Below are 12,778 nucleotides of genomic sequence, written 5' to 3'. Positions count from 1 at the left end.
CTAGGTTTATAAAACTCACCCGCAATCATTTTTTCATATTCTGTCGGCATGGCATTCTCCTTTTGTGATTGTACTTCTCTATTTTAGTATAGAACTGATGTTACCACAAGTGAACCCACAAAAAAATCCCAAGTGCCATAAGCAACTTGAGATTTTCTTTCTGTCTGGGCATGCCTGAGTGATTCAGGTCTTTTGATTATTTTTCTTTTTGATCTTTGTGATCTTTTTTATTTTTCTTCTTACGTCCGTTACGACCAAGTCCTAGACCTGTTACCGATACGGTGAAGCCTGCGATATTGATAGTTTCTTCAATCTTACCTTTGTTTGCTTCTTCCTCATTTGAGAGATTAATTGGCATCTTGTGTTTAGAGCCCTTACCCTCATCCTGACTTGTAACAGGTGCTTCGAAATCATCATCAGGACCATAGGTTGTTGGAGCCTTGCGGGATTCAGTGTTCTCATCAGCTTGATCAAGAATTTCTAGGTCTTGAACCTCTTCAACAACGATATCATCTACCTTGTTTTCCTTAGGTTTACCATTAATATCGCCTGTCAATGGGATATAAACAACGGTTTCCTCAAGGTTACGTTGACCAACGGTCTTACCTTCAACCTTATCCTTATCAGCGCTGTAGCCTTCTACTTCTGGTGTGATAACTGTTTCAAACTGACCTTTATTCGAAGTCCAGTAGCTTGAGCCGAGCTCTTCACCTGTAACCTTATCAATGGTCAAAGTACGTGTCCATTGAGCTGTTTGAATGTTATTAGCAGGAAGTTCCGCTTGTCCATCGCTAGATGTGTAGAGAACTGTGAAGGTCACGTCTTTGATGTAGCTTTCACGTTCTGGCCATTTGGCACCATCTGGTACTGCTGGATTGATTGGTGTACCAGCTTCTTGAATGTTATCTGGACCTACTTGAACTGTACCATGACGAAGGGTAACCATGAAGTTTTGGTCAACGTGTGAATCGCCATCAAAGATAACACCGTTTGTGAAGCCATCCGCAAGGAGGGTATAACCACGATCACTGTAGTACTTGATACGCTCGATTGTTGAGTAATCGATAACTTCGCCTGATTTACCAAGCAAGTCAACGACTTCAAGTTTCTTACGAGTTGTACCATCAACATAAGTAACTGTAGCTTTCTGAGCATCCTTGAGGTAAGTTACTACTTCCATGATTTCAGGGGTTTCTACAGAAACATCTGTCATTTCAGCTACTTCCATACGGTCTGGTGTAAATCCGACAACCTCTGGAGAAGGAACGGCTGAGAAGCCAGCTTGAGTACTTGACCATGCTTCATAATTGATAGCGCCTGTAACAAGGTTAACGTTAGCCAGACGTTTGAAATCAAGAACTTCAACGTAGTCGTCGCAAGCCAAGCCGCCTTCTTCGAAGACATACTGGATTGTACGTGTCACATCGGCACGGTTTTCGAGCATCTCTACGCTATTTGGCCAAACTGGACTATTAACATCGTTTGGATCTACAACTTCACCTGCAACTGGTGCTGGCATATCTGGATCAATAAGAACCAAACGTTCACGAAGAACAACTTCGAAGACTTGATCAAAGTCAGAGTCACCATTGTAAGTATGGTCAAAGGCTGCTGCATAACCATCGTTGACGAGCTCGTAACCTTGTTTGAGCAAGTTTGCGATTTGTTCATCAGTAGAGTAGTCAATCTTCTCACCTGAGCTTCCGATGACGACATCACGAGTCAATTCTGACTTATCAAGCTCATTCATGTAAAGGATAATAGCTTTTTGCTCATCCTTAGCATAAACAACATTGGTATCTTGACCTGGATGTTCAGGAGTGATGAAGGTCTTTTCTGAAAGGTAACCAAGAACGTCTGGAACAACTGTTTCCATAGCCATGGTTGGATCTTCAGGATCGTTGTTATAGCATGGAGTAGGTGCATTTTCAATAGGTGTACCATACTCATCTACTGGAATAATCTTACCAAGCTCTGTGTAAGTAACTGTATCTTCCACTTCTGGAAGGTCAGGGCGAACTTCAAGTCCACCAGCTTGACGTTTATCTGCAAAGAATCCTTCAACAACTGGAACTTCTACGACATCATAAGTGAAGCTTTCTTGATCCCAAGTGCTTGTTTGTTCGACTTGGTTAAACTTACCATGGAAGGTGAAGCTATCTTGGATGTTAATAACTGGATCTTTGTAGCCTGCACCTTGGAAGGTAACCGTTTGTTTAGTATCTTGCGTGATATCATCCAAGATTGGCTCATAAACCAAGGTCTGATCTAGGCTGAGATCAACTGGCCAGACCATTTCAGTTTCAGCTTGGTAACCAGCAACTTGTGGCGCTGGTGTTTCAATAACTTGCGTTGCATCCTGAGGATCATTAGCAAAATGAACCGGCTCTGCATCTGCGATTGGATTACCAGAGCTATCAACAGGGATAATCTTACCAAGTTCTTTATAGGCAACACTATCTGTTGCTTCTGGTTTATCAGGTGTAACAACCTGCATACCAGCAACTGCCTTGTCCGCAAAGTAACCTTCGATAACTGGAACATTGACCTTAGCGAAAGTATAGCTGTCTTGATCCCAGGTGTAAGTATCTTCTGCTTGGTTGTACTTACCAGTGAAGGTGAAGTCAGACTGGATGTTAACAGGTGGTGTTGCTTCGCCAGCTCCTTTGAAGAAGACTGTTTGCAAGGTTGGTTGCGTTACATCCTCTAGAATTGGAGCGTACTCGACAAGAATATCTTCTGTCAAGTTCTCTGGCATGACACTTTGTTGCACTGGACGGTAACCCGGAATGTGAGGAACAAGTGTCTCACTAACCTTAGTTGGGTTATTGGCATCATTATTAAAGGTTGGTGTTGGAACGTTTGGAATCAAGCGTCCATTCGCATCAATAGGAATGATTTTACCAAGTGGAACGTAGGTAACGGTTTCTTCGATATTATCCTCGGTAACATCTCTACCCTTAACTTCTACTCTATCCGCAAAATAACCTAAAACAACTGGTGCATAGATATCATAATACTTGGTTTTATTTGGAGACCACTCTGTCTCGTCAACAAGCTCACCTGTAACCTTGTCGAAGGTAAGAGTACGCACCCAATAAGCTTTTTGCACATCAGCTTCTGGCAAATCAGCATTGCCATCTGTACTTCTGTAAAAGACTGTGAAGCTTACTTCTTTTTCGTATGCATATTTAGATGGCCACTTAGGTCCATCTGGATTACCTGGATTAATTGGGGTATCTGGGATTTGTTCATTTTCAGGTCCCACCTTGGCAACATCGTGTTGCAAGAGGACGAACCACTCTTGATCATCAATATCTTTATCATCAAAAATGGCATCCTTAGGGAATTCGTCCTGAATCAAGTCATATCCCATGTCCTTGAAAGTCTTGATACGTGTTGCTGTCCCGTATTCAATCGCTTCACCTAATTCACCAGTCAACTGGTCACTAACCAAGTAAGCACCGGTAGTTTCATCAATATAAGTGATGCTAGCTTTCTTGAAAATCTTACGATACACAACCGGAGTGTCCGCTCCTGGTTTGTTCGGTACTACACTTTTAATATCTGTCATATAATCTTGAACAGCTGGTGTTGCTGTCTCACCCGCCTTTCGTGGATCTTTTTTGTTATTGTTATACTGCTTAGTCAAAGCACCTGGAATGTATTCCCCATCTTCTGTCACAGGGATTATGCGTCCCAATTTCCTATAGGTCACATGTTCCGTTACTGTTGGCACATATGGTGTGACAACGTTAAAACCCGCTTCCTTTTGGTCAGCGAAATAGCCCTGGACAACTGGTACCGATATCTTAGGATAGGTATAACTGTCCTTGTCCCATTCGATTAAACCAGTTTTCCCATCTCTAGTCCCAGTAAAGACATGGTTTTCCATGACTTCAGGATCTGGAGTTAGTGAATCCGCTCCTTGAAAGATAATCTCCTGCTTGGATGGAATCCTCACGGTTTCCGAGTGAGCATGATTATCAAAGAGCGCTTCGTCAGCTCTGGCAAAATCTAAAGGAGAGGGGGCACTGTGGTCAGAGCGACTTTTTGGATTAGTCAATACATTAGAAAGATCTATAGTATCAACTAAATCAGAGTTCGCTGACTTACGTGCATTATGCTCTTCGGCAGTTCTTGCTGCTGCTTCAGTCGCATCTTCCCTATAGGCTCTCAAAAATACTCCCCCTTTCTGCTTTTTATAAGAAATAAATCCTATACTTGCTAAGTTCTCATGGAAATCTTTTCCATTAAGATTTCATTTTCCCTCAGAGAACGTAACAAGCCCTTATCAAAGATTAAAATTTTTGATATCTCTTATATATACTATAATACGAGAACGGAATTTTTACAAGTAAGGTGTAAAAACTTTAATCATTTTAACCCCCAAGTGAAAAAATAGCGCTTTGATGTGCAATATCTATCAAATAGTTTACGAAAGTGATATCAAAATGAGATTACACCGATGGCTTAAATGACGAGTCTTTAATAGTCTAATGCTATTCTATAGAGACTGTCTAAAGAAAGTCACTATAAACAAACAATGCTGTCTTTAGCTTTGGAAAAGAACCTTACCAAATTTCAAAAAGAATGGCCTATTAGGAATGATATTGGCATAGCCTGCACTTACCCTTTGCTATGAAATACCAATAGATAACTAGCATTACTTTTAGTATAGAGTGACTTTTACACTTCGTCAATAGATTGAAAGCATTTAATGAAAATCCTTAATTTCAAAGCTTTCTCGTATTAAATGTTAAATTAATAATAGTATTTTTAGCATGACTATTGTTTAGCTAAGAACAGACATCAGTAAGTGATATCAAGCTTTCATGAGTTACTCATGAAATAGTGTAAATGACTAGCTACAGTCCTCATCTAAATCTTTTTTTGACATCTGAATATGCCATAAAAACCGAGACTCTTGTCTCGGTTCATACAGTTTAGAAACGACTACAGTTGTCCTCGACCTTCTCCATCGAAGTAAACCCAACGTCCTGGATTGATTTCTACCCAACGGTTAACAGCCATGTCACCTGAGTTTGCATCATAGTAACGTACAACACCATTCACGCGAACTGCATACCCTTTGATTTGTTTACCATTATTGTCAAAGAGGAGATTTTGACCATTTATATTAGCCATACCTTTAACAGCATTACCATTGCCATCGAAGTAATACCAGCTACCACCGATTTCTTGGAAACGATTGCGGTAAAGGTCACCTGAATTCACATCATAATAGCGAAGGTTACCATCTACATTTGTCAAAGCACCTTTAACTTGACGACCATTTTGATCAAAGTAGAGGTCTTGACCGTTGATATTTTGTGAACCTTTTACAGCTACACCATCATTGTTGAAGTAAGCCCAAACACCTGGTTCGATTTCAGCAAATCGGTTACGAGCCATGTCACCTGAGTTTGCGTCATAATAACGGATAGCCCCATTATCATTAACAGTGTGGCCTTTAACTTGGACACCATTGTTGTCAAAGAAAAGCTCTTGACCATTAATATTTTGACGTCCAGTTACACGTCTACCATTACCGTCATAGTATGCCCAAACGTTATTACCGATTTGTACGAATTGGTTACGGCCTGATGCATTATTATTGTTGTCTGGTTTTGGCTCTTGTTTGCCGTTAGCATTCAAGACACCGTTTTGGTCGTAGTAGAATACTTGACCTTTGCGGTTTTGACGATAACCATCACGCAACTGCACACCATTAGCGAGGAAGAAGTACTGTTTGCCATCAATAGTCTTTTCACCGATTGCCATGCGACCCGTGCTATCAAAGTAGTAAACATTTCCTTCATTATCTTGGATGAAAGCATTCTTAGCACGTTTTCCATCGTTATAACGATAATAGACACTGCCCCAGCTCTTCTCGAACTTACCACTACCGTCACCGTTTTGGTTGTCGGTGTTTGTTGATTGGTTGCTTCCTAGAACTTTTGGAAGGCTAACTTTACCACCATTTGTGCCATAGTAACCACTTAGACCATTCTTAAGCACATACTCTGAACCACGATCAAGAATGTTGGTACCATTCATGTATTTAGCAGACCATTTTGTAATCTTCTCATCAGTTGTCATACGTTTACCATTAGAGATTTGAACACGGTCAAAGATTTGTGGATAGAGACGTTTCAATTCATCTAGGTAGGCACCACCATATTTACCTTGGTAGTCGTTACCAAACGTACGTGTTTTAGCGGCATAAAGAGTCTTGTTGATGATTGCGCCGTCTTTGGTCTCACCATAGTTATTAACACGAGTTGCTGTAACTACTTCATCACCAGGAAGGTTGTAGATTTGGTCTGGAACCCAGTCAGCAATTGCTGAGATACCTACGGCATGGAGTGATTTAAGCGCTGCTTTCAAGTCAGCTAATGAACCATACTTGTTGTCCTTACTCATTGCAATATCATAACGGTCTGTGAAAGCATAACCATTTTGGATTACTGAGTCAAGGAAAGTACCATCGTCACTTGAAACATATTGTGGAGCAAATTCAAATGATGTGATACCCCATGATTTGAAGAGGTTGGCATTTTCAGCAATCTTCTTGTTAGTATATTGTGATGGGTCTTGGACGAAGTCTTGGAAGTTTGAGAATCCTTCGTAGATAACTTGTGAATCAAGGGCAGCATTTGATTCGTAAACCAAACCACTGCTGTTCTTTTCTTTACTTGGTGCCACACGCACGTCTTGAGTTTCAGAAGCACCTACTGGTACCCAAACCGCAAGGTAACCATCAACTTGAGGGTTACGGATACCACGGATTTCGCTTGCACTGAATGTCAAATTACCGTTATCATCAGTGTATTTGACAATACCGTTAGCATCACTGTCATTCAAGTAAGTAGCTACACCATCGTTTGTTGTCAAAAGCAATGGACGATAAGCTTGGTTACGGTGAGCCGCACCCATGTTAATAGTCAAGTTACTTGTCAAACGAAGGGCAGGTTGGTTTGAAACGATAACTGCCATACCTTGGTTACGTGTTTCTGATGTACCAGCATCAGAAGCACTGTTAGCCCCTGTACCATAACGTACAGAAGTCAAGACACCTGCAGCATCCCAACCATTAGTATTACCATAACCGATGTAGTTAACCTTCATATCTTGACCACCGGCTGCATAGCGGATACGGCCTTTCAAGAGGGTTTCAATAGCATCATAATATGGTGATTTTTGGGCCATATATTGACCGTCATCTGTGTACATATCTCCATAGTAAACACGTGGCACAGTGTCCTTATGCGTAAGCATCAAGGCATATGCTGATGGAATATTATATTGTGTGTACTGCTTATTAGCACTACGCATGTCTCTGTTATAGATTTCAAAGGCTTTCTTCATTTCATCAAGAGTGAAGGTATTCCCTGTTGATTGAGGGTTGATTTCATTTTTGATGATTTGACCAATGATTGATTGTACCTCAGAGTCGTGAGCACGCACAAAAGCGTAGTTAGCCATACGTTTAGAGTTTTTACCACTTTCAGAACGGTCATTTATACTATTTGAAATGAGTGGTTCAACTCCTGAACGGTTACCGATTGGACGCAAGAGTGAATATACCAATGCCAAGTGCATAGGGTCATCCATTGGCAATTGAGCACCTTTAGTGTCTTCATTGTAGTATGGGTCATTGTGAGACCATGCTTCCAAGATAGACATGTGTTTAATGGCTTGATCTTGACTTTGATCAGCACCATATTTAGCTTTGAAGTAATCTGAAGCAATTTGGAGAAGGTCGGCATTGACATTATCCACGGCATCGACACGAACACCATCGAAGTTTTCATCTTCAGAACCACCAGTGATAGTACCGATGTTCATGATGTAGTGGAGCCAGTTCAACTGCTCAGCTTGAACCGCAGGGTTTGAATTGTCGATATCATTAGCCAACAAGAACTCGAAACCACCGTTACTTGTATCCTTGGTATACTTAGGATTGCGTTTACCTGTTTGGTTAGTTGGTGTGCGGTTCAAGAGACGATAGTCTGAGTTAGCATGGCTTGTACGACTATCGTTGTTATAGAGAAGGGCACCACCTTGCAAGTGGTCACTGTTATCAAGGTTTTCAGAAGTTGAGTTCCAACCTGGTTGAGTCTTCACGAAATTTTTGATTGTTGTGCGCAACCAGTCCGTGTTGCCTTCACGCGTAATACGTTCCTCGATACGCTTTTGAACTTCAAGCGCTGCTTGATCCATCTGACTTTGTGAGCTGACAGCTGAATAAGTCTGATTGGTACCAAGACCTTGATCCTTCATGTAGTTGAGGTAGCTAGCTTGGATAGCTTTACTTGGCCACCAAACAGTGAGCAATGGACGTTTGTCATTTTCAGTTGAAGCTGTCCACACTTTACCGTCTTTCAAGATTTCTTTTGGACGATACCATGTGTTGGCCGTGAAATAACCATCAACAAGTTCGATGTCTTTCTCAGTTGTACCATAAAAGGCATTTTTGTCGCCATTTACAGTAATATTAGTGTTGGTTGTGCTATCAACAGATGAACCTGTGCCACCGTTCTTGTCGAAACGGTATTCTTTTTGGTTAGACAATTCACCTGTTTCAGCATTAAAGTATTGGCTTCCACCGTTACGTTCAAGAACATAATTCTTACGAATAGTTCCATCATCTTCAACGTAGTATTGTTTGCCATCAATTGTTTTGATGTGGCTTGGACCATTAGTTACTACATTGTTAGTTGCTGGGAGGTCGTTATTCACTACTGTAACAGTATTATTGCCGTTGTTGGCATTGTTTGTGTTGCCGTTAACTGGTGTGGCACGACGGCCTCCTGTAGGACCACGGCGAGAACCAGTTGCACGGCGTGTAGCTGTCGCTGCACGATCCGTAACTGTTGTTGTGTCAGTTGTAGTGTTGTTTGTTGTTGTATCAACAGCTGTATCGTTGGTTGCTGTTGTATCTGTTGTAGTAGCTGCACGATCAGTACCAACTGGCGCTGCCGTATCAACAGCATTCGCTACAACTGTATCTGTTGTATCAGTTGTCAAATCGAAAGTTGCTGCTGGAGCTGCTTGATCAGTTGCAACAGCGTTTGTCGTTGCAACTGTTGTAGTTGGATCCTGAGCAGCCGTTGCATCGTTGGATACAGTCCCCGTATCAACAGTAATATCGGGGATGGCTACAGTAGCATCCGTGTGTTCATCGGCCTGAACGACACCGTCGTTAGTCCCTAAAGAAACAGCTGAGACCGCACCGAGTGACATCCCCGTCACTGCGATGGTTACCCATTGTTTCTTAACTTTGTGCATTTTATAATGTACTTTTTTGTCCATAATAAAAAGACTCCTTTTTCCCATTAATAGCTTCATTCTAAAACATTGGACGCATTTTTTCAATAATATTTGGTAAACTTTCATAATTTTTAGAAAAAGCACTTTATTATTTTAAATAGATTAGTTTAAAATGAGTATTTCGGAATAAAAAAGCTCATTTTATTTTTTAAAATCAATACAAATGATACTCTATCACTGTTTAGAATGATTATTGATAAGTTGCTACTTTTAATGGGATTGCAAGAGAATCTAATGAAAATTCACCAAATCCTTAAGACTCTCCTCTCAAAGCAATAAAAAACACAAGCCCAACCAAACCATTAGGTCTGTTAAGATGGTATTTTTTTAGGCTAGCTTCTCATATAAAAACTAAATTCTAACTATCTAAGCAACTGACAAGTTACCGAGGTATCAGAGGTTCAAGTTTAACTATTAAAGCGATAGTAAGAACCACTTTTCCATCAAAAATGAAAAGGGATACAAACCTGATAATAAAGCGATAATCAAGCGACAATTATACCACAAAACCCTATCTATCCTACTGATAAATAAAATCAAAAGGAGTATAATGGAGGTGAAAAGAGTTAAATCATTTAGAAACAAATAGAGGGGTAGGTGAGAAAGATGTCAGTACAAAATACAAACTTCAAGACAAACCAAGATAAGGGGAAGACTGGTCAAGAAGTCACTAAGACGGACGGTCTTAAGCAAAATCCTCAAGGAAACAGATTTGCCTCTGTTCTCCTATCGATCGCGTTTTATTTAGCTTTGGTTTATCTTGCCTTGTTTTTACTTTTGGGTTTGTCAAATCCTTTGGGAATGCTTGTAATTGTTTTTCTAGGTTATAGCTTGGTTAGCTTTGTCATTGCAACCATCTTAACAGGCATAGGGTGTAAAAAAGGTAATAAAAATTTCTTAGCCACAAGTATTGGTTTTTATATAGTCTCTATCCTTTTGGCTGGTGACCCTGACTGGGGAGTTTTTCGAGTCATACCGATTCTCTTAACTATTCTTGTAACAGTGGGGACAGTCATGTATAAAAAAGTAGAGAAATAAAGAAAGAGGATATGGTTTTCTGCCATATCTTCTTTTAAATTTAAACTAGTTAACTTCAATCAAGTCATAACAAAAAGTAGATTGGGACTAAATCCCAATCTACTTTCATTCTAGATATTGAATGTTAACATCATAAGTCTAACAAGTTTTCCAAATGCGTAACGGCATCTGCAAAGTTATCCACGACATAAGTTGCTGCTGCTTTAACAGCCTTGGGAGCATGGGACAACTGTCTTAACTATTACCACCTTAGGGAATCACCTACTTTCTAAAATTAGTGACCATATGATTTTTATTTACGATGCCCCAAAAAAACGTGAAAATTTGCGATCTCGTTTGATGTTCAATTTGGTCGGAAATCTATTATTTGAAGTCATTTTAACAGAGCAACAACGCCTCTCATCTCGGTAAGATTAGATCACTAAACTAGGAGATTGTCTTAAACATGATCTCCTTTTTCTATATTCCAATTATTTCTTCTTTTTAAAACCAGCTCAATATTTCCAAATAAAAACACCTCTTTGCTAGATTATTCACTAACATAGAGGTGTTTTTCGTGCTTTTCTGAGTATTGTTAAGACTTTTGCAATACTATACTACTAATAGTCCTCACCTTCTTCATCTTTCTTACGTTTAGCAAGAAAGCCAAGACCTGTTGCAGTTGCCAAGGCTCCAAATGCCAATGATAATGATGAGTTTTCCTCACCAGTCTTAGGAAGAGCTTGGCTACCACGTTTTTGTTTAGGATCCTTAACTTCAGACGACGACTCGGAGGCACTCGATGAGGCTGATACTGATGCACTTGTTGATGCAGAGACTGAAGTACTCAATGATGTTGAGATACTTGTTGAAACACTTGTGCTTTCAGATGCACTCAAGAATGCTGAGGTTGAAGCCGACTCAGATGCTGAAACGCTTGATGAAGTTGATTCTGAGGATGAAACGCTCGTTGAAGCCGACTCAGATGCTGAGAGGCTTGCACTTTGCGACTCGCTCAACGATACAGACTCACTTGTCGAAATCGAAGCACTTACTGAAGCTGAGACGCTCGTTGAAGCTGACTCAGACTCTGATGTACTTGCACTTTGCGATTCACTCAACGATACAGAGTCACTTATCGAAATCGAAGCACTTACTGAAGCGGATTCTGAGGCACTTGTTGAAACTGACTCGGACTCTGAGACGCTTGTTGAAGTTGATTCAAACGCTGAGACGCTCGTTGAAGTTGATTCAGATGCTGACACACTCGCCGATGTTGATTCTGAGGATGAAACGCTCGTTGAAGCCGACTCAGATGCTGAGAGGCTTGCACTTTGCGACTCGCTCAACGATACAGACTCACTTGTCGAAATCGAAGCACTTACTGATGCTGAAGCGCTTGTTGAAGTTGACTCTGAAACTGACGCACTTGTTGAGGCTGACTCGGACTCTGAGACGCTCAATGAAGTCGATTCTGATGCAGACACACTAGCTGATTCAGACGCTGACGCTGAGACGCTTGCACTTTGAGACTCGCTCAACGATACAGACTCACTTGTTGAAATCGAAGCACTTACTGAAGCGGATTCTGAGGCACTTGTTGAAACACTTGTGCTTTCAGATGCACTCAAGAATGCTGAGGTTGAAGCCGACTCAGATGCTGAAACGCTTGATGAAGTTGATTCTGAGGATGAAACGCTCGTTGAAGCCGACTCAGATGCTGAGAGGCTTGCACTTTGCGACTCGCTCAACGATACAGACTCACTTGTCGAAATCGAAGCACTTACTGATGCTGAAGCGCTTGTTGAAGTTGACTCTGAAACTGACGCCGACACTGAATTTGAAACAGACTGTGATTCACTTACTGAGACACTTTCAGATGCACTTGCAGAATTAGATACTGATTGTGATCCCGAAATGGAAGCGCTCAACGACGCTGAGTCACTTAATGAGGCTGAGTTAGATGTTGAAATCGATTCACTTGTTGAAATGAAGCTTGAAGCCGAATTCGAAATAGATTCTACAGTTGAAATAATTGCAGAAATCGAAGCACTGAAGGCTTGAGACTGACTTTCAAAAACAGATGCACTCAATGAGCTTGATGTACTCAATGATACAGACTCGGAAGCCGAAACTGATGCGCTTGTACTTTGTGATTCACTCAATGAAGCGGACTCACTAGCTGAAACTGAAGCACTTGTTGAGGATGACTCTGAATTCGATACTGATTGTGATTCTGAAACAGAAGTGCTCAATGATGCTGAGTCACTCAACGATACGGACTCACTTGTTGAAATCGAAGCACTTACTGAAGCAGACTCGGAATTAGAAACTGATTGCGATTCTGATACTGAGGCACTTGTTGAAGCAGATTCTGAGTTGGATACAGATTGAGATTCAGAGATTGATTCACTTACTGATGCGG

At 40.9% G+C, this 12,778-nt stretch carries 7 protein-coding genes; 4 read left to right on the top strand and 3 right to left on the bottom strand.

Annotated elements, in window-relative coordinates; translation table 11 throughout:
• Positions 1 to 196 precede the first annotated feature (196 nt).
• A complete protein-coding gene (locus RWZ99_RS07320) occupies positions 197 to 4,180 on the bottom strand; it encodes a mucin-binding protein (protein WP_314677492.1) in 3,984 nt (1,327 codons plus the stop codon).
• Positions 4,181 to 4,956: 776 nt separating this feature from the next.
• Entirely contained in the window at positions 4,957 to 9,318 is a 4,362-nt protein-coding gene (locus RWZ99_RS07315; RefSeq protein ID WP_314677489.1) for a glycoside hydrolase family 70 protein, read from the bottom strand.
• A gap of 624 nt (positions 9,319 to 9,942) precedes the next feature.
• Between RWZ99_RS07315 and RWZ99_RS07310 the strand changes: the two genes are divergently transcribed.
• Complete coding sequence (locus tag RWZ99_RS07310; protein ID WP_314677486.1) at positions 9,943 to 10,374, top strand: hypothetical protein; 432 nt, start codon at positions 9,943 to 9,945, stop codon at positions 10,372 to 10,374.
• 599 nt (positions 10,375 to 10,973) lie between these two features.
• Here RWZ99_RS07310 and RWZ99_RS07305 read toward each other — a convergent pair.
• Positions 10,974 to 11,204: an LPXTG cell wall anchor domain-containing protein gene (locus tag RWZ99_RS07305; RefSeq protein WP_314677483.1), complete on the bottom strand. Its 231-nt coding sequence runs from the start codon at positions 11,202 to 11,204 to the stop codon at positions 10,974 to 10,976.
• Positions 11,205 to 11,232: 28 nt separating this feature from the next.
• Here RWZ99_RS07305 and RWZ99_RS07300 point away from each other — a divergent pair, with 28 nt between their 5' ends.
• The 3 genes from RWZ99_RS07300 to RWZ99_RS07290 all read left to right on the top strand — a co-directional run bounded on the left by RWZ99_RS07300 (position 11,233) and on the right by RWZ99_RS07290 (position 12,747).
• On the top strand, positions 11,233 to 11,883 hold the full coding sequence (locus RWZ99_RS07300; protein ID WP_314677480.1) for a hypothetical protein: 651 nt from the start codon (positions 11,233 to 11,235) through the stop codon (positions 11,881 to 11,883).
• An 81-nt stretch (positions 11,884 to 11,964) separates the two neighbouring features.
• The gene (locus RWZ99_RS07295; protein WP_314677477.1) at positions 11,965 to 12,417 is read left to right on the top strand and encodes a hypothetical protein; all 453 of its coding nucleotides are present in this window, start codon (positions 11,965 to 11,967) and stop codon (positions 12,415 to 12,417) included.
• 183 nt (positions 12,418 to 12,600) lie between these two features.
• Positions 12,601 to 12,747 carry a hypothetical protein gene (locus RWZ99_RS07290; RefSeq protein ID WP_314677475.1) on the top strand — a complete coding sequence of 49 codons (147 nt, stop codon included), beginning with the start codon at positions 12,601 to 12,603 and terminating at the stop codon, positions 12,745 to 12,747.
• The last annotated feature ends 31 nt before the right edge of the window (positions 12,748 to 12,778 follow it).

Source organism: uncultured Streptococcus sp., assembly GCF_963545685.1.
Classification (GTDB): Bacteria; Bacillota; Bacilli; order Lactobacillales; family Streptococcaceae; genus Streptococcus.
The sequence above is the reverse complement of the archived record's forward strand: the minus strand, read 5'-3'. Positions and strand labels throughout refer to the sequence as shown.

Bases quoted from the DNA above. Each gene is read 5' to 3' on its own strand.
- RWZ99_RS07315 (WP_314677489.1), bottom strand. From the start codon at position 9,318: ATGGACAAAAAAGTACATTATAAAATGCACAAAGTTAAGAAACAATGG.
- RWZ99_RS07310 (WP_314677486.1), top strand. From the start codon at position 9,943: ATGTCAGTACAAAATACAAACTTCAAGACAAACCAAGATAAGGGGAAG.